This window comes from Photorhabdus sp. CRCIA-P01 (genome assembly GCF_003545805.1).
Classification (GTDB): domain Bacteria; phylum Pseudomonadota; class Gammaproteobacteria; order Enterobacterales; family Enterobacteriaceae; genus Photorhabdus; species Photorhabdus antumapuensis.
This window is the reverse complement of record NZ_NMQR01000004.1, coordinates 55,425-74,020: the sequence shown is the minus strand read 5'-3', so window position 1 is coordinate 74,020 and position 18,596 is coordinate 55,425. Positions and strand designations below refer to the sequence as shown.

14 protein-coding genes are annotated in these 18,596 nt (G+C 41.4%); 5 read left to right on the top strand and 9 right to left on the bottom strand.

All coding sequences use genetic code 11. From position 1 onward, the window contains the following. The first annotated feature begins 280 nt into the window (after positions 1-280). Positions 281-2,185, top strand: coding sequence for a biosynthetic arginine decarboxylase (speA, locus tag D3222_RS04015; RefSeq protein ID WP_118984983.1), 1,905 nt, complete (start codon positions 281-283; stop codon positions 2,183-2,185). Positions 2,186-2,356: 171 nt separating this feature from the next. After that, positions 2,357-3,280 (top strand): agmatinase, encoded by a 924-nt coding sequence (gene speB, locus D3222_RS04010; RefSeq protein WP_118984982.1) that lies wholly within the window; start codon positions 2,357-2,359, stop codon positions 3,278-3,280. 13 nt (positions 3,281-3,293) lie between these two features. On the opposite strand, the gene D3222_RS04005 is transcribed toward speB, so the two are convergent. The 8 genes from D3222_RS04005 to leuA form a co-directional block, all read right to left on the bottom strand. Beyond that, positions 3,294-3,536 (bottom strand): type II toxin-antitoxin system Phd/YefM family antitoxin, encoded by a 243-nt coding sequence (locus D3222_RS04005; protein ID WP_118985128.1) that lies wholly within the window; start codon positions 3,534-3,536, stop codon positions 3,294-3,296. 164 nt (positions 3,537-3,700) lie between these two features. Then, positions 3,701-4,420, bottom strand: coding sequence for a TerC family protein (locus D3222_RS04000; protein WP_118984981.1), 720 nt, complete (start codon positions 4,418-4,420; stop codon positions 3,701-3,703). Between the two features lie 92 nt (positions 4,421-4,512). Beyond that, positions 4,513-5,199 (bottom strand): DNA mismatch repair endonuclease MutH, encoded by a 687-nt coding sequence (gene mutH, locus D3222_RS03995; protein WP_118984980.1) that lies wholly within the window; start codon positions 5,197-5,199, stop codon positions 4,513-4,515. A 585-nt stretch (positions 5,200-5,784) separates the two neighbouring features. Then, a complete protein-coding gene (sgrR, locus tag D3222_RS03990) occupies positions 5,785-7,446 on the bottom strand; it encodes an HTH-type transcriptional regulator SgrR (RefSeq protein WP_118984979.1) in 1,662 nt (553 codons plus the stop codon). A 449-nt stretch (positions 7,447-7,895) separates the two neighbouring features. Next, positions 7,896-8,501 (bottom strand): 3-isopropylmalate dehydratase small subunit, encoded by a 606-nt coding sequence (leuD, locus tag D3222_RS03985; protein ID WP_118984978.1) that lies wholly within the window; start codon positions 8,499-8,501, stop codon positions 7,896-7,898. An 8-nt stretch (positions 8,502-8,509) separates the two neighbouring features. Continuing rightward, positions 8,510-9,919: a 3-isopropylmalate dehydratase large subunit gene (gene leuC / locus D3222_RS03980; protein ID WP_118984977.1), complete on the bottom strand. Its 1,410-nt coding sequence runs from the start codon at positions 9,917-9,919 to the stop codon at positions 8,510-8,512. A gap of 1 nt (position 9,920) precedes the next feature. Next, positions 9,921-11,012 carry a 3-isopropylmalate dehydrogenase gene (gene leuB, locus D3222_RS03975; RefSeq protein WP_118984976.1) on the bottom strand — a complete coding sequence of 364 codons (1,092 nt, stop codon included), beginning with the start codon at positions 11,010-11,012 and terminating at the stop codon, positions 9,921-9,923. Between the two features lie 2 nt (positions 11,013-11,014). Further along, positions 11,015-12,577 carry a 2-isopropylmalate synthase gene (gene leuA, locus D3222_RS03970; RefSeq protein WP_118984975.1) on the bottom strand — a complete coding sequence of 521 codons (1,563 nt, stop codon included), beginning with the start codon at positions 12,575-12,577 and terminating at the stop codon, positions 11,015-11,017. Between the two features lie 955 nt (positions 12,578-13,532). Here leuA and leuO point away from each other — a divergent pair. The 3 genes from leuO to D3222_RS03955 all read left to right on the top strand — a co-directional run bounded on the left by leuO (position 13,533) and on the right by D3222_RS03955 (position 17,449). After that, entirely contained in the window at positions 13,533-14,477 is a 945-nt protein-coding gene (gene leuO, locus D3222_RS03965) for a transcriptional regulator LeuO (protein ID WP_118984974.1), read from the top strand. Positions 14,478-14,714: 237 nt separating this feature from the next. Further along, positions 14,715-16,514: an AMP-dependent synthetase/ligase gene (locus D3222_RS03960; protein WP_198672741.1), complete on the top strand. Its 1,800-nt coding sequence runs from the start codon at positions 14,715-14,717 to the stop codon at positions 16,512-16,514. A gap of 368 nt (positions 16,515-16,882) precedes the next feature. Next, positions 16,883-17,449 carry an RBBP9/YdeN family alpha/beta hydrolase gene (locus tag D3222_RS03955; RefSeq protein WP_118984972.1) on the top strand — a complete coding sequence of 189 codons (567 nt, stop codon included), beginning with the start codon at positions 16,883-16,885 and terminating at the stop codon, positions 17,447-17,449. Between the two features lie 154 nt (positions 17,450-17,603). Here D3222_RS03955 and D3222_RS03950 read toward each other — a convergent pair whose 3' ends face one another. Continuing rightward, complete coding sequence (locus D3222_RS03950) at positions 17,604-18,173, bottom strand: tetratricopeptide repeat protein (protein ID WP_198672735.1); 570 nt, start codon at positions 18,171-18,173, stop codon at positions 17,604-17,606. Positions 18,174-18,596: the final 423 nt, after the last annotated feature.

Here is an 18,596-nt window from a genome sequence, read left to right as displayed (position 1 = left end):
AACAGCCACACTTGTCGTCGGATGTATCCGCGTCTTTTTCCTTTCTTTTCAATATGTCTTTAATTCGATGTTATCTGTTGTCAGCAAACAGGCCGGATATGTCGGACAGGCGTATTGTCACTTGGTAATTTTGTCGTTGTTTAGTAGTAACTAAACGCTTTTTACAACCTGAGAGCATGCTGTTCCCTGATATTTCTCAACTCGCGAAATTATAGCGTTTTGGGTTATTTATTAATTACAGGCGAAGGCGAAAAACTCTAACTCCCTTAAGGAGACTGCCATGAATGATAATATCGCTCGTAAAATGCAACAGACTTACAATATTGCATATTGGGGAGGGAGTTACTACTACGTCAATGATCTTGGCAATGTTAGTGTGTGTCCAAATCCTGATTTGCCGGGGGCAAAAATTGATCTTGCGGAATTGGTGAAAAGAGTTCAACAGGAGCAGAAACATTTGCGCTTACCGGCGCTATTTTGTTTTCCTCAGATCCTGCAACATCGTTTGCGTTCAATCAATGCCGCATTTAAACGTGCTAGAGAGTCATATGGTTATAAAGGCGATTACTTTTTAGTTTATCCCATTAAAGTTAACCAACAACGCCGCGTTATTGAATCACTGGCCAGTTCCGGTGAACCTTTAGGGCTTGAGGCTGGCTCCAAAGCGGAATTAATGGCAGTGCTAGCCCATGCGGGTATGACTCGTACCGTCATCGTCTGTAATGGATATAAAGATCGTGAATATATTCGTCTGGCGCTAATAGGTGAGAAGTTAGGTCACAAGGTTTATTTGGTGATCGAAAAAATGTCTGAGATTGCCCAGGTATTGGAAGAGGCTGAACGATTGAATGTGATCCCTCGCTTGGGAGTCCGTGCACGTTTGGCATCTCAGGGGTCAGGTAAATGGCAGGCCAGTGGCGGTGAAAAATCGAAGTTTGGGTTGGCTGCGACTCAGGTATTGCAATTGGTTGAGACCCTGCGTGAAGTAGGCCGGCTTGATAGCTTGCAATTACTGCATTTTCATCTTGGTTCACAATTGGCGAATATTCGTGATATCGCAACAGGTGTTCGTGAATCAGCGCGTTTTTATGTCGAGTTACATAAACTCGGGGTAAATATTCAATGTTTTGATGTTGGTGGTGGACTGGGTGTCGATTATGAAGGGACCCGTTCTCAATCTGATTGTTCTGTGAACTATGGGTTGAATGAATATGCCAACAATGTCATCTGGGGTATTGGTGATGCTTGTGATGAACATGGTTTACCCCATCCGACTGTTATCACAGAATCCGGTCGTGCCCTGACGGCTCACCATACTGTGTTGGTCTCCAATGTTATCGGGGTTGAACGTAATGAATTTACCCAGACGACGCCACCGGCAGAGGATGCTTCCCGCCCGATCGCTAGCCTGTGGGAAACCTGGCAGGAGATGCATTCTGAAGGGAATAGACGTTCTTTACGTGAATCGTTGCATGACAGCCAGCTTGATCTGCATGATGTTCACACACAATATGCGCATGGCATGCTGGATCTGACTGAGCGGGCTTGGGCGGAAGAGCTGTATCTGAATATCTGTCGTCGTATTCAGCAGGATCTTGATCCAAGCAACCGTGCTCACCGGCCGATTATTGATGAGCTGCAAGAGCGTATGGCAGATAAATTCTATGTGAATTTCTCTCTGTTCCAGTCTCTGCCTGATGCATGGGGTATCGACCAGTTGTTCCCGGTTTTACCGATTGAGGGGTTGGATAAGCCGTTGGAACGCCGTGCTGTGTTGTTAGATATCACCTGTGACTCCGATGGCATCATTGATCATTATGTGGATGGTGATGGTGTAGCAACGACTATGCCTATGCCCGATTATGATCCTGATTACCCGCCAATGATTGGTTTCTTTATGGTGGGAGCGTATCAGGAAATTCTTGGCAATATGCATAATCTATTTGGCGATACCGCGGCTATTGATGTTTATGTATTTGATAATGGCGAAGTGACTTATAACCAAAGTGAAGAAGGGGATTCAGTTGCTGATATGCTGCAATATGTGAAACTGGACCCTAATGTACTGATGGCTCGTTTCCGTGATCAAGTAAAAGGCACGGATTTGGATGCGGGTTTGCAAGAGCAATTCTTGCTGGAATTTGAAAGTGGTCTTTATGGCTACACATATCTGGAAGATGAATAATCTTCTGGTGTTAATTAAGCCTCCTGTATACAGATGACGTTATTTATATAAACCAGACTGCGGAGATGCAGAGAAATGGGGTTATCTCAGAAATACCCCATTTCGTCACGGCATGGGTATTCTGGAATTAAATAGCCTTGTTCTGTCGGGAAACTTTTGAGGATATATCTCATGACAATAAGTACCTTGGGCAACCAACAAGATGACTCTCTGGTTTCTAATGCCTTCGGTTTCCTGCGCTTTCCGCTGAATTTCCAGCCATATTCCAGCGATGCAGAGTGGGTAATTACCGGGGTGCCATTTGATATGGCAACATCAGGCCGTGCAGGTAGTCGCCACGGGCCTGCGGCTATTCGTCAGGTTTCTACTAACCTGGCATGGGAAAGCCGCCGTTGGCCGTGGGATTTTAAATTACGTAATTGTCTTAACGTTGTGGATTGTGGTGATGTGGTCTTCAACTTTGGTGATGCTCAGGATATGAGTGATAAGTTGCAAGCTCATGCTGAAAAAGTGCTGGCTTCCGGTAAGCGTATGCTCTCTTTTGGTGGAGACCACTTTATTACTTTGCCTTTGTTGCGCGCTCATGCCAAACATTTCGGCAAAATGGCTCTGGTTCATTTTGATGCTCATGCTGACACCTATCCAAACGGTAGCCAATTTGATCACGGTACCATGTTCTATCATGCGCCAAATGAGGGGTTGATCGACCCTCATCATTCAGTACAAATTGGTATCCGTACTGAACATGGACGGGACGATGGTTTTACGGTGCTGGATGCTGATCAGGTTAATGACCGAGGTGTGGATGATTTGGTTGCTCAGATAAAAGAGACGGTTGGTGATATGCCGGTTTATCTGACTTTCGATATCGATTGTCTTGATCCTGCTTTTGCGCCAGGTACGGGTACCCCCGTTATTGGTGGTTTGACAACCGATCGGGCACTGAAATTACTGCGTGGTTTGCAACCGCTAAATATTGTCGGTATGGATGTGGTTGAAGTGGCTCCAGCTTATGATCAGTCTGAAATTACCGCTCTGGCAGGTGCGACTATTGCACTAGAGATGCTTTATTTACAGGCATCTAAGAAGCGCTAAATAGCACGTAGTCTTAATATAGTCTTAGGGGATAGTGAAATAAGCTCGTATTGCGTTGTGGAGCTATCCCCTTGAAATTTGGCTTGTAACTAAAATCTTCGAATCCTCCGGGAACTCTATCTTGTTGGTTTATTGGTACAAGTTGGACATAAGGTTTGCCAGCTTTGGCTATGATGATAATTTCACCACTGACAGCTTTGTCAGCTAATTGGCTTAGGTTACTTTTAGCTTCATGCATATTTGCTTGGATAGTCATAATAAAGCTCTCATACTTGGCTAGGTTAGCTAAGTATAATAAAAATTGCCGGAATAACCGGCAATTTTTTTGCTGCATGGAATTGCGATGCCGCAGTGTTGAACTGGGCATCCATGGCAGACTTTTTAAATCAAAGAATGGTATTTTTTAGCGTTATTGTAGCACTACTTCTCATTTCTTTTCTTTTTCCCACGCATCAGATTCAGTGTTTCTACTGCCATTGAGAAGAACATAGCAAAATAGATGTAACCTTTAGGTATATGCACTTGTACGCTTTCCAGAATAAGGGTAAAGCCTACAAGGATTAAGAACGACAGTGCTAGCATTTTGACGGAAGGGTGACGGTCAACGAATTCGCCGATAGGGCGAGCGGCGAGCATCATAACCCCGACGGCTATGATAACGGCTGCCATCATAATGAATAGATGATCGGATAGACCAACTGCGGTAATGACTGAATCCAGGCTGAAAATAATATCCAGCAACATAATCTGAGTGATAGCCCCCAGGAAGGAGTGAACAGGACGTTTTAGCTCTCCTTCATTGTCACCTTCGATCGCTTCGTGGATTTCTTTGCTGGCTTTCCATATCAGAAACAGGCCACCGAAGAATAGGATTAAATCACGGGCAGAAATGTCATGTTCAAAAACTGTCAATATCGGGTAGGTTAGCTGAATAACCCAGGCAATAGATGCTAACAGCGCCAGGCGCATTAGCATTGCTCCCATTAGTCCGATCTTGCGTGCTTTATTTTGTTGATGGTTAGGGAGTTTTGCCACAACAAGTGACAAAAAGATAATGTTATCAATCCCTAAAACGATTTCTAGAATTGTCAGGGTGGCAAGTGCCATCCAAGCGTGGGGATCAACAATCCATTCTAACATTGCTTATTAAAACCTTAAGGTAAAAATCTAATTATACGCGTGATTGGATGTAAGGTAAGTATGTCGATGTAAAAATCAGTCAGAGCTCAACGTTAAATCAAAAAATGACGGGCTAGTAGAGGAGCAGTGAAATTTTTCCTCAGATAGAACCCGCGAGGCAGAGTCATAATAGGTTGGCCGTGTACTCCGATTGCTTCGGTTAATGCTTTGCTGTTAGCCGCTTTTGGGCGCAACTGTAATACTTCGCCATGACGGGCGGTAATGTTCTCTACTTTGCCAAGCACGATGAAATCCATCAATTCTTCCCAGTCGCGACGCAGTAACTCTTCTTCTTCTTGATTGGGACTCCACAATAAAGGAGAGCCAACCCGGCGTTTGGCTAAAGGAATTTCCCGTTCACCTTCAACAGGTATCCACAGCACCCGCGATAATTTGTGTCTAACATGACAGCTTCCCCAGGTAATACCACTGTTCCCTGTTAATGGCGCAACGCAGACAAATGTTGTTTCCAGTGGACAACCTCTTCTGTCTACGGGGATGGTTTTAAGCTCAATACCGATATGTTCGAAATCTTGCTCTGCCTTACTGCCGGCACTCGCACCGAGATAATATTCCAGCAACATGCCTACCCAACCTTTATCTCGTTTCAGATTGGGTGGGATAGGCAAATTTGCTTTTGCTGCGAGTTCTCCCATTGATAGGCCAGCCAGAAGTCGGGCACGTTCAAGCAATTGTTGCTCGTTGTCTGGTGGTAGTGGAGGGGAAAAAAGTGTGTTCATTTGGGATATCCGTTTTTTAGGTCAAAAAACAGCCTTGGTTTCTGTGAATAATAAATCTGAGGTTCACGCAATAGCTAACAGGGTGATAATAGCATGATATACAACCATTTTTTATTGCTGTTTCAAATACTGTAAAATTGACTGCTGTTCTTGTTCACCTATTGCCGGTAATAATGAACAGGATCTTACACCATGTTATCCACAGTTTTATGGGATAAGTAGACAAAAATGAGATCACTGGTTTGATTTACAGGTTTGACTAACACTTTTTTCTACAAAAACCCCTGTTTTTTGCTTAACTAAAAAGCATAACCTGTGGATAACATCATATTCGGTTGTTTTTTATTCTCTTCAACTAACGCAGTCTATTGTAGCCGTGATTGACGCTAGAAATAGCGAGGTAAATAGCTGCTATTTCAATGAAAAATAAATACTATTTCATTTTTTGTCTATAGACTGATAATTCATAATATAAAGCTATACCTGAATTACCCCTGCCTTTTTCACATAGATATCCACAGAAAAAGTGAATAAAAGCGAGTTTGCACACCTGTGTGTGTTCATAACTCTGGCTTTTTCTGTGAATTATCCTTCATGTGGGTTAAACCAGGCGGATTTGAAATCAAACCAACCAAAGGTGTTCATTTTGACTCCCCGCATACTTCTCTGCCCCTGTAACTCAAGCCAGTGGTGGAACAGTGGATGCAGCCAATGCTCATCAACTATTTTTTCGCACCACTCTTCAAGCGATAGTTCTTGTCGCCGCCATTGTGATGCTTCTTTATTCAAGTTATTACCAAGACACTTTTTCAATAATGGCATCTCGTACAGCGTAGCGAACAGCGAAAACTCCAGAGGATTATAAAAGTTGGCGGTAGCAAGCCAGAGGTCACTTTCAGTGTTACCGTTGAACCATGTGTCATAATCCACGATGTTGATTTTCAATTCGACGCCGCACTTGGTCAGTATGGCTTGGAGGATCTGGCTGATTGTGTGGTATTCGTGATGTTGATGACAAAGCGTGACAGTCAGATGGGTAATATCCTCTGGTTTGTTCAATTCTGGCGTGAGCTTACTATGATGCCAGCGTAGTAATAAACCATAAGCGGGTGACCAGTGGCGTTGATAAAAGGTGTCACAGTGAGCTAGCAGATTTATCGGTGTTAGCAGGCTGCATAGCCATTGGCGAACGTCTTCTCTCTTACATTTAGTTGAACGGTGGTCGTGTAGTAGGAAATAACAGCCCTCTTCTATCCTGCTATCTAACGAGTTATTACCTGTGCTGTCACTTTCCAGATGCAGAGTTGTACAAACCAGTTTCTCGGCTAATTCTGGTAGAAACCATATATTCACCTGATCAATCAGCGCCCGAAAGCCAAAGTAATTATCAAAAGCACGAATTTGTAGTTTCTGTGCGCTGTTTTTTATTACCTGGTAAGGGCCGGTTCCCACAGGCATACGAGAGAAGTTCGGTAACTTTGACCACTCTTGAGGCAAGATCATGGCGTGTGGGCTGCCGATTAAGAAAGGCAGCCAGAGATCGGGCTCTGAAAGAAAAATATCAATCACATATGGGGTGGGCGTTGTGACTTTTTCAATATGAGAAAAAAGGGGCAGGTTGCGTAATCTTTGTAGTGAAGCAATGACATCCGCCATCTGTAATTCTCTGCCGTGGTGAAAATGGATAGCCGGCCGTAGATAAAAGCGCCAATGATTTGAGGATAATTGTTGCCAATGATGAGCTAAGTCAGCTTCTGGTTCCCCATTTTCCTCATTTATGCGGGTTAGGCTATTAAATATCTGCCTGACCAGATGAATTTCAGAACGGCGTAAAGGTGAGCCGGGCAGAAGATTAGGGAAGGGGCGATAATAGAGTATCCGCAGTAGGTTTTTTCCCTGACGGAAACGGCGTTCAATCTGGGATAGTACCATATGGCGGACTGTATCTTTATCACCAACCAGTTGGACCAACTTCTCAACGTTATGTTGCTCAAGCAACTCTTCAGCCCGTTGTTGTTGAAGTTCCCATCCATCACGTAAGAAATTCAGTTGAGAACGTTTCCCTCGACCGGACTCAGCCTGCCACTGTAACCAGCCAGCTTTCTGCATATTGTTGAGCAGTGAACGGATATGGCGTTTTGAGCAATGCAGTACATTTGCCAGCTCTTGTAACGTTGTTTCAGCCTCTTTTCCTTGATGGTGTTGCCATAATCGAATGAATTGTTGTTGTAAACGTGAACTGGGCATAAAAGAGGAACTCCAGAGTATTATTCATCAATTTTTATTTCCTTATATTGCGACGATAATTATCCATATTGAAAGTAGCTCAATAGGCCAGACGAAATCTGGCTTCTCCCCCAATTTTCTTGAGTAATGGTGATTTGCCAGCCAGTAAGAAAGCTTACTGGCTTTTTTTATTGTTGTACATTGTGTATTCTCCATTTCTTTTTACATATCAGCTTAAAGCGAGTCATAATCTGGTATTGGAGGCGTTTTGTCCAGCTACTATCGCTATTTCTATCTGTTAATTTATTTTAAATGTGATGGAGAATGGTAGGGTATTAGTTAAAGCTCTTTATGTAGCTGAAAATGTGACTGTCCGCATGAGTATAGACGTGGTGGTATTGTTCTTGCCTTTGACACCGATAGAAAGATCCCGTAGTAGAAAACTACGGGATAAATCAATAAAGGCAAAATTAACGTAGGAAAACCGGTTGTTCTTGCTCGTAGGTTATGATGGCATCCAGATGTTGTAATGTTAGGCCAATACTATCCAGACCATTCATCATACAGTGGCGCCGGAAACTATCGATTTCAAAATCATAATTTTTATCGCCAGCATGGACTTTCTGTTGTTCTAGATCGACAGTAAAACGACAAACTTTGTTTTGCTGAACCAACTCAAATAGCTCATTGACATCTTTATCGTTCAGTTTTACTGGCAGTAACTGGTTGTTGAACGCGTTACCGTAGAAAATATCCGCAAAACTTGGGGCGATAACAACTTTAAAACCATAATCCGTTAGTGCCCACGGTGCATGTTCACGGGAGGAACCGCAACCAAAGTTTTCACGAGCCAGAAGGATACTGGCATCCTGATAACAAGGCTGATTTAATACGAATTCAGGATTAGGTTTTTGTCCTGCATCATCAAGAAAACGCCAGTCATGAAACAGATGCTGACCAAATCCAGTACGGGTGACTTTCTGCAAGAATTGTTTGGGAATAATGGCATCAGTATCAACGTTTGCCGCATCTAAAGGAGCAACCAAACCGGTATGTTGAATAAGCTTTTCCATCATTTTCTCCTTTATGATTTCCGTGCTGGATGGCGTATATCGATAAAATGACCATTAATCGCCGCTGCCGCCGCCATCGCTGGACTAACCAAATGGGTGCGTCCACCACGTCCCTGGCGCCCTTCAAAGTTGCGGTTACTGGTAGAAGCGCAGCGTTCACCGGGTTGCAGGCGGTCATTATTCATTGCCAGACACATGGAACATCCGGGTAAGCGCCATTCAAAACCAGCCGCTATGAAAATTTTATCTAAACCTTCTGCTTCTGCTTGTGCTTGAACGGGGCCTGAGCCGGGAACAACGATTGCCTGAACACCAGGAGCAACTTTATGGCCTTGTGCGATAGCTGCGGCAGCCCTTAAATCTTCAATCCGGGAGTTGGTGCAAGAGCCGATAAAGACTTTATCGATCTTTACATCTGTTAGCTTAATACCGGGTTTCAAATCCATATAAGCCAGTGCTTTTTCAGCAGATGCTCGTTCAACAGGATCACTAAAAGATTCCGGTGCTGGAATGGTTTGATCAATAGCAATGACTTGTCCAGGGTTTGTTCCCCATGTAACTTGCGGGGAGATCTCTTCCGCGTTAATAGTAACAACCGTGTCATATTGTGCGGCAGGATCGGATTTCAGTGTCTTCCAGTAAGCAACAGCTTGTTCCCACAGCTCTCCTTTGGGTGAGAATTGGCGACCTTTCATATAAGTAAAAGTAGTTTCATCCGGTGCGACTAAACCCGCTTTAGCGCCCATTTCAATTGCCATGTTACATAAGGTCATACGGCCTTCCATGCTAAGTGCTTCAATCGCCTTACCACAGAATTCCACCACATATCCTGTACCACCCGCGCTGCCTGTTTTGCCAATGATTGCCAGAACGATATCTTTGGCGGTAATCGCATCACCGACATCACCCATCACTTCGATTTTCATCGTTTTGGCACGGGCTTGCTTCAGGGTTTGGGTGGCGAGTACATGTTCAACTTCAGAAGTACCAATACCGAAAGCCAGTGAGCCGAATGCGCCATGCGTGGCAGTGTGGGAATCACCACAAACGATCGTCATTCCTGGCAGGGTCATGCCTTGTTCCGGTCCGATAACATGAACGATTCCCTGATAGGGATGGTTGAGGTCATATAATGTGATACCGAATTCGGCACAGTTTTTCATCAGCTCCTGCATTTGAATACGTGCCATGTCACCACAGGCGTTAATATCTTTTGTCTGCGTGGATACGTTATGATCCATTGTTGCGAACGTTTTACCTGGCTGGTGCACTGGGCGGCCTTTAGTACGCAAACCATCAAAAGCTTGCGGGGAGGTTACTTCATGAACCAGATGACGATCAATATAGAGTAACGGGGTTTCATTCGGGACTTCCCGGACAATATGAGCGTCATATAATTTTTGATATAAAGTCTTAGCCATGTTAAACACCCTCGGCTATATAACGGGCGATAGCGCTGCCCATTTCATCAGTGCTAATTGCTTTACCGTTTCCGGCTAAATCTGTTGTGCGATAGCCTTGTTCCAGCGCGTAGTTAACCGCTTGTTCAATCTCATTAGCGGCGTCATTGTGACCTAAGCTATAGCGCAGCAGTAAAGCGGCGGACAGGATCTGGGCTATCGGGTTAGCAATGCCTTTTCCGGCAATATCTGGTGCGGAACCCCCAGCAGGTTCATACAAGCCAAAACCTTTTTCATTCAAGCTGGCAGAAGGTAACATGCCCATTGAACCGGTAATCATGGCGCACTCATCAGATAAGATATCGCCGAAAATATTGGAGCACAGCATTACATCAAACTGAGACGGATCTTTAATCAACTGCATGGTGGCGTTATCAATATACATGTGATTGATTTCTACATCTGGATACGCTTTTGCAATCTCAGTAACAACTTCTCGCCACAATACGGAACTCTGCAACACATTTGCTTTATCAATAGATGTAACTTTATGACTGCGTTTGCGAGCGGATTCGAAGGCGATACGGGCAATGCGCTCGATTTCAAAACGGTGATAAACCTCAGTATCAAAGGCACGTTCATATTTACCTTGGCCTTCACGTCCTTTGGGTTGACCAAAATAGATACCGCCGGTTAATTCTCGGACACATAAAATATCAAAGCCTTTGGCGGCAATATCACTGCGTAAAGGACAAAATACCTCTAATCCGGCATATAAGCGGGCAGGACGTAAGTTGCTGAATAGTTTGAAATGCTTGCGTAATGGCAACAGTGCGCCACGTTCAGGTTGTTCTGCTGGTGGCAAATGTTCCCACTTAGGCCCTCCCACTGAGCCGAACAATATGGCATCAGCCTGTTCACAACCTGCTACGGTTTTTGCCGGTAGTGAACAGCCGTGGCGATCGATAGCAATCCCACCCACATCATATTCGCTGGTGGTGATACGGACATTGAAACGCTTACGGATCGCGTCCAATATCTTATAGGCTTGTGCCATAACTTCGGGGCCAATACCATCACCGGGTAAAACTGCAATATGATAATTGTTCGACATGTTTACACCATTTCCTTTGTATTTTGCTGTATGCGTTGTTTCTCTTTCTTAACTTGCTCTGTACGCCAAATGCAGTTCAGAGCATGAATCATTGCTTTGGCAGAAGATTCAACAATATCTGTTTCCAATCCCACGCCGTGGAAGCGACGCCCAAAGCATTCAACAACGATATTTACCTGACCCAGTGCATTTTTTCCTTGGCCTTTACCTGATAACTGATAAGAAACCAGTTCAATTGGGTATTCAGTTATTCGACTGATTGCCTGATAGACAGCATCTACCGGGCCATTACCGGTGGCAGCTTCTGATTTCACCTCTTTACCACACACTAAACGTACAGCGGCTGTTGCCATCACGTTGGAGCCAGATTGGATATTAAAGTTGTCCAGATGGAAAAATTCTGGTTCTTGTTGTTGCAAATTGATGAAAGCCAAGGCTTCCAAATCATAGTCAAACACTTGGCCTTTTTTATCTGCCAGACGTAAAAAGGCTTCGTATAAGCTATCCAGATCGTAATCTTTATCCTGATATCCCATCTCTTCCATACGGTGTTTCACTGCGGAGCGACCGGAACGGGAAGTCAGGTTCAATTGAATTTCTTTCAGGCCGATGGACTCTGGTGTCATAATTTCGTAAGTTTCACGATTTTTCAGTACCCCGTCCTGATGAATCCCGGATGAGTGGGAAAATGCATTGCTACCAACAATGGCTTTATTCGCGGGGATCGGCATATTGCATAATTGACTGACCAACTGGCTGGTGCGGTAAATTTCCTGATGGTTGATACTAGTATAAACACCTAACATTTGCTGACGGACTTTAATCGCCATAATGACTTCTTCCAGTGAACAGTTACCGGCACGTTCACCCAGACCGTTTATCGTCCCTTCTATCTGACGGGCTCCGGATTGTACTGCTGTGATCGAGTTGGCGACAGACATCCCCAAATCGTCGTGGCAATGGACGGATATTATCGCTTTATCGATATTAGGAACACGTTCGATCAAGTTAGTGATGATGCCGCCAAATTGATATGGCGTGGTGTAACCGACAGTATCTGGGATATTGATAGTCGTTGCGCCTGCTTTGATAGCGTTTTCAACGATCCGACACAGATTATCAATAGGTGTACGGCCCGCGTCTTCACAGGAAAATTCGACATCATCAGTGTAACGACGTGCTCGTTTGATTGATTGAGCTGCCATTTCCATGACATTTTCGAATGTTTTTTTCAGTTTGGATTCAATATGTAAATTGGAAGTGGCTAAAAAAACGTGGATTCGAAAAGCTTCCGCGACTTTTAACGCTTCTGCGGCCACGTCAATGTCTTTTTCCACACAACGGGCTAAGGCGCAAACACGGCTGTTTTTTATCTGCTTGGCGATCGTCTGTACAGATTCAAAATCACCAGGAGAGGAAACTGGAAAACCGACTTCCATGATATCAACACCCATTCTCTCCAAGGCCAGGGCAATCTGGAGTTTTTCGTTCACACATAAGCTGGCCTGTAATGCTTGTTCTCCATCACGTAACGTGGTGTCGAAGATAATAACTTGCTGGTTCATAGTACGTTCCTCTCATGGTTATTTTTTGCGCCCAGCAGGTAAAAAAAACCCGCGCATGGCGCGGGTTCTTGTTAATGTCTGGTTTGGACCAACTCTGTTTTGAATCAACTCTGTTTTCTGTCCACCAGCATACCGCGCATATCAGATACGATGAGTAGTAGGCTTAGTAGACAAGTTGAGTGAATCATATCGATCCAACCTTTCAGTAGTATTAATGAGTGTTTGTGATTCGTATGCTTTTATTGATACGTTATCTTAAAAGTGATGTCAAGAATTCATTTAGGCATATGATTCTTGGTTTTACTTTTATCATGGTAGTAAATTGAAGTGTTGATCTGTTTATATTTAAAAAGATTTTATTTTATCCTTTTTTGTTCGGGTTTGACTTTAGTGATAAGCTCAGATTTATATAAAAATAGCGCATTATACTGATTAATTAAAATTAAGTATTTTTCGTGTGATGAGCTGGAAGTCGATTTGTATTTTTCCGAAAAACATCGTTTGTCATTGGAAAAATAGATACAAATAGGAAGTTATGTTATATATCTTTGAAAAAATAATCCTATAATATAATAACTCTGATAAAATTGTTTAATAATAATAAGTCAATAATTTTATTGTGAATTGTGTCATTCTTTGATTTATCATCATATACAGAATATCAGGGTGAATAAATTGTTAACGTAATTGTACTTTTTTGTGAATGAATAATGAGTGCTACATTGTCGACTAATTGAAATGATCTATTTTTAACATTAATAAGGGGATGCGCTGGTTAGCTATGCGTATTCAGATTTGTACAAGGACGAGTCTTAATTATTTGTTATCGAAATGATTAAGACAATTGATCTCGTTAATAGTTAGAGTCATCGAAATATCTGAGTAATAAATGAAGGTATTTCCGATGTTTTGTTATTAGCCGGGATCATCTGCATGAGTTTAGTGGAGTTAAACAATGGCTGAATACACCTCAGTAACTGCAACCAAAAAAGATCCAAATGAAATTCATTTACGTAATGTGGATCTCAATCTGCTGACTGTTTTTGATGCAGTTATGCAAATGCAGAATGTAACACGTGCGGCACAGATATTAGGAATGTCACAACCGGCTGTCAGTAATGCGGTTTCTCGTTTGAAGCTCATGTTCAATGATGAATTATTTGTGCGTTATGGGCGAGGAATACAACCGACGGCAAGAGCTCATCAATTATTTGGTCCAGTCCGCCAGGCATTACAATTGGTATATAATGAGTTACCTGGGGTTGGTTTTGAACCTGATAATAGTGATAGGGTTTTTAGTCTTTCAATTTGTAGCCCTTTAGATATTAGACTGGCTGCAAAAATAGTTGAACAGGTAAAACAAAATACACCCAATCTGGGTGTGACGATTAGATCATATTTGCATGATAATATTGAACATCAGCTCAGATATCAGGAAACTGAGTTTGTCATTAGCTATACCCAGCTAGAACGTATGGATTTTCATCATTACCCGTTATTCAATGATGAGTTGGTTTTGGCTGTTTCTAATCATCATTCAAGAATTGAAAATAGTATTAGTGAGCAGCAATTGTATCAGGAGCATCATGCAGTTGTATCATTGGATAATATATGTTCATTTAGCGTTCCTTATTATGATGGTGGGGAACGTCTGCGCTCGGTTGTTTATCAGGGTACCGACTTGAATAGTGTGTTGCATATTGTCTCTCAAACCTATTTGGTTGCGATTGCGCCAAAATGGTTGGTTGAGCACTATAGTGAACAATTAGCAATAAAAGCTGTTTCATTACCATGGGATAAGGTAAGCCGTCCGTGCTATTTGATTTGGCACGAATCCACAACGAAAGATAAGGGGCATCAGTGGATGAAATCGCTGTTGAGCCAACTTAGCGGAAGTTAATTAACTTGAAACTCACTATTGGATAAACAGGTAGTGAGTTTTTCATTTTATCACAAATTTATCAACTTTTGATAAATATTCTTTTCCTGTTGTGCAGGAATAGGTAGACTGCAAGGAAAATAGCTAACATCTGTAAGCTGAAAAGCGAATTATTGATGCAAAAAAGCATTATTAGAGAACAAAGTCACTGTTTTTCTCTAATGAGAAGAAAATTTTTCTAACAGGAAAAGAATTGTGATAACTGAAAATTTACATCCTTATCACTTGATAAACCGGTTGCAGCAACAAATTAAACAAAACCCAGAGAGAATTGCTTTTCGCCAATGGTCTTCAGATGAACAACTCGAATTAAGCTGGAATAATATTGACAAAAAGACAAAAGCCATTAGCCGGGCATTGCTGGAGATTGGGGTTGATGTACAGGAAAAAATTGGCCTTTTTGCACATAACAGCATGGCGTGGTCACTGACGGATATCGCGGTATTACAACTCAAGGCAGTGACTGTTCCTTTGTATGCAACCAGTAGTCAGGAACAGGCTGGTTTCATTCTTAATGATGCCGGTGTGCGTATTCTGTTTGTTGGTGGGCAGGTGCAGTATGATGTCGCTGTCACTTTGCCAGAACGATGTCCTCGGCTAAGTCACATTATAGTATTAGATGAATCAGTCGATTTACGCGATTGTTCATTAGCACAGCATTTATCCGACTTTATGACTGATAATAAATTACAACATCAGTCTGAGTTGGAAACCCGTATTGCTAACCATAATTTGGACGATCTTTTTACGGTTATATATACATCCGGTACAACCGGTGAGCCTAAAGGTGTCATGCTTGATTACCGTAATTTAGCTTATCAGTTGTATTCACATGATCATCGCCTGACATTAACTGATCAGGATGTTTCTTTGAGTTTCCTGCCGTTATCCCATGTTTTCGAACGTGCATGGAGCTTTTATGTGATGCATACAGGCGCACAAAATGTTTATCTGACTGATACTAATTTTGTTCGTCAGGCTATGGCGGATATTCGCCCGACAGTGATGTGTGCAGTGCCGAGATTTTACGAAAAAATTTACAGTGTGATTTTTGAAAAGGTTTCTCAGGCACCTTGGCATCGGAGAAAATTATTTAACTGGGCGATTAAATGTGGTGAGCGTCAGTTTTTACGTCAGTTGCAAGGTAAAAAAAGCTGTCCCTGGTCAACGGCAATGCATCGACTGGCGGATAAATTGGTGTTGAGTAAATTGAGGAATGTGTTGGGGGGCAGAGTTCGGTTTTTACCTGCTGCTGGCGCACGTTTGGACGAAACGATTATCTTGTTCTTTCTCGCTGTTGGGATAAATATCAAATATGGCTATGGTATGACCGAGACTTGTGCCACGGTTTCCTGTTGGGAAAAGCAAGGTTATGTGCTTGGTTCTATTGGTAAATCATTGCCTGGTATTGACGTCCGTATCGGTGAGGAAGATGAGATACAGGTGCGTGGCCCAATTGTGATGAAAGGCTATTTCAATAATCAGCAAGAAACCACCAAGGCATTTACTCAAGACGGTTGGTTGCGTACAGGTGATGCCGGTAAGTTGGATGAAAATGGTAATTTGTTTATTACTGAACGTCTGAAAGATTTGATGAAAACATCGAATGGTAAATATATTGCTCCTCAAATGATTGAAAGTACGCTAGGGCAAGATCGTTTTATTGAGCATGTTGCTGTTATTGCTGATGCCCGTAAATTTGTATCCGCTCTTATCGTGCCTTGTTATGAAGCATTGGAAGAATATGCAAGATCAATTAATCTCAAATATCATGATCGGGTTGAATTACTGAGCCATAGTCAGATTATCGATATGTTTGGGCAACGCTTGAAAGAGATGCAGAAAAACTTTGCTCATTTCGATCAAGTAAAGCGTTTCATATTACTGCCAAAACCATTTTCAATGGAAACGGGTGAATTAACTCCAACACTGAAATTGCGGAGAAAAATTATTATGCAGCGTTACCATAAAGAAATTGAATCTATGTATCAGGATTGATTTTTAGAATTTAATACAAAGAGTTAGTGTTACCGGTTATTCAGGGGAAATCTAGGGGATATTGTAGTGATATCCCACTTTTGGTTTATTCCATGAATACCCAATTTTAAAGAATTCAATATTGGACTAATAAACTTTTTTCCGCCTTAAAATCACAGATAAATTATATTATCTAAGATTATTCTGTAATTATTAAATATTGCAGATTGAATGAATATAATTTTATTAAATTAACATTGTTTTCTTGGTTAATTATAGAGAATATATTGGTTGACAATATTATGCTATTCCTGTAATAAATATATTAGTAAGATAATGGTAAAGTTTGTATGATAAATAAAATATAATTTGTATAATTAGGTGAATTGATGAATTTTGATAATGTAGTTATTGTTCATGGTCTTATGGCGACTCCTGATCATCATTGGTTTCCTTGGCTTAAAGGTCAATATGAACGGTTAAATGCCCATGTGATTGTGCCGGAGATGCCTGAATCTCATGCTCCTTCACCTCATTTATGGCAAGAAAAGTTGCAGGAAAGTGTGTCTAATCCTGATGAAAAAACGCTTTTTATCGGGCATAGTCTGGGTTGTATTGCCACACTCCGTTATATCTCATCTTTACCTGATAATGTAAATATTGGGGGGATTGTATTGATTTCAGGATTTTATGAAAAGCTATCAACTTTACCTGAATTAAGTATATTTACTCAGGAGAACTTGGATTTTTGTCCCCTCATGCAAAAAATAAATCAGCGAATAGTGATATTATCGCTTAATGATGAGATTGTATCGCCACAGTTTACATTAAATTTAAGTCAGCAGCTCCGGGCTGAATTATATGGTTTCCCTGATGGCGGCCATTTCTTAGATCGCGACGGTTTTACTGTTTTTCCTAAGCTAGAAAAGGTATTAAAAGATAATTCAATGTTGTGAATCAGAATTTCTTTATATAAATTAATGTGATAGGTTTTTTCATGTTTTATGTAATTATGATGGACTTTGTGTGTTTTAAATAAGTTGTCAAAATATTATTTACCTACTGTAAAATAACCCGCTCTGAATACAGAGCGGGATTATAAGTATATTTTTAGTTACTTTTTTCTACTAATGGTATGGATTGATATCCCATGAGAATTAAGAATTCATCCCAATGATTTATTATTTCTTGAGATATTCCTTTTTCCACAGTGCCCTTTTCAGCATTTATTTTAATATAATGATATGCCTTTTCTAAATCTTGCGGGCTATTCCCTGAACCATGTAAATAATTTACCCCTATTATCTGATATCCATTGATTATTCCAGAATCTCCAGCTCTCTTAAGTAGATCATTGGCTTTTATTTGATCTTCTTGTACTCCATAACCAAAACTATAAATTATACCGAGATTATATAAAGATTCCGCATGGTGTTTATCTAATTCTAATGCCTTACCATAATACGCTATGGCTTTTTGGTAATCCTTTTCTGATTCCTTTAATGAATTGTCAGTATAAAGTTTTCCTAATAAAAAATAGGCATCCGTGCTACCATTCTGAGCTTGTTTTTCCAGTTCCTGAAACTCTTCAACTGTTCTCGGTACTTTCAGTGGAAGTTCCTTAACCATACCTATATATTTAATTCCACCAAATACAGTTCTAGGAACATTTGTTTCCATCGGTTCTGCGCATGCATTGGTAAATAATACGATTATCAGTAAAAGTATATATTTCATTCTACTAGTCTATCCTATCAGGTTGACGGTAAGAAGCTGAATCGGTGTTATTAGAAGTTAAAATTGAACTATCTATATCATAACTCATTATTGCCTTTGATAAATAATTTTAATGATATGGTTTGGTTGTATTGTAACCAAATGGTCTGGTTAATTTAAATTACCATTTGATTGTCAGCCTTAAATCATCTCCTGGGGAGATGATGATTTTTTACTTATTATTTAATTTGTGTATCTGAGTATAAAAATCACACATTAAAATCTTTGGGTAAATATTGAATAGTTGAGACTGAGATGGCAGGAAAAATAATAGCTTCTATACCCGTTATCTTTCAAACTGCCTCTTTGTTGGCTGCGCTCACTCAC

Excerpts from the sequence above, each read along its gene's own strand:
- sgrR (WP_118984979.1), bottom strand. The coding sequence starts at position 7,446 with ATGCCCAGTTCACGTTTACAACAACAATTCATTCGATTATGGCAACAC.
- D3222_RS03955 (WP_118984972.1), top strand. The coding sequence starts at position 16,883 with ATGAATTTTGATAATGTAGTTATTGTTCATGGTCTTATGGCGACTCCT.
- leuC (WP_118984977.1), bottom strand. The coding sequence starts at position 9,919 with ATGGCTAAGACTTTATATCAAAAATTATATGACGCTCATATTGTCCGG.
- D3222_RS04000 (WP_118984981.1), bottom strand. The coding sequence starts at position 4,420 with ATGTTAGAATGGATTGTTGATCCCCACGCTTGGATGGCACTTGCCACC.
- leuA (WP_118984975.1), bottom strand. The coding sequence starts at position 12,577 with ATGAACCAGCAAGTTATTATCTTCGACACCACGTTACGTGATGGAGAA.
- D3222_RS03950 (WP_198672735.1), bottom strand. The coding sequence starts at position 18,173 with ATGGAAACAAATGTTCCTAGAACTGTATTTGGTGGAATTAAATATATA.
- leuB (WP_118984976.1), bottom strand. The coding sequence starts at position 11,012 with ATGTCGAACAATTATCATATTGCAGTTTTACCCGGTGATGGTATTGGC.
- speB (WP_118984982.1), top strand. The coding sequence starts at position 2,357 with ATGACAATAAGTACCTTGGGCAACCAACAAGATGACTCTCTGGTTTCT.
- mutH (WP_118984980.1), bottom strand. The coding sequence starts at position 5,199 with ATGAACACACTTTTTTCCCCTCCACTACCACCAGACAACGAGCAACAA.
- leuO (WP_118984974.1), top strand. The coding sequence starts at position 13,533 with ATGGCTGAATACACCTCAGTAACTGCAACCAAAAAAGATCCAAATGAA.
- leuD (WP_118984978.1), bottom strand. The coding sequence starts at position 8,501 with ATGATGGAAAAGCTTATTCAACATACCGGTTTGGTTGCTCCTTTAGAT.
- D3222_RS04005 (WP_118985128.1), bottom strand. The coding sequence starts at position 3,536 with ATGACTATCCAAGCAAATATGCATGAAGCTAAAAGTAACCTAAGCCAA.
- speA (WP_118984983.1), top strand. The coding sequence starts at position 281 with ATGAATGATAATATCGCTCGTAAAATGCAACAGACTTACAATATTGCA.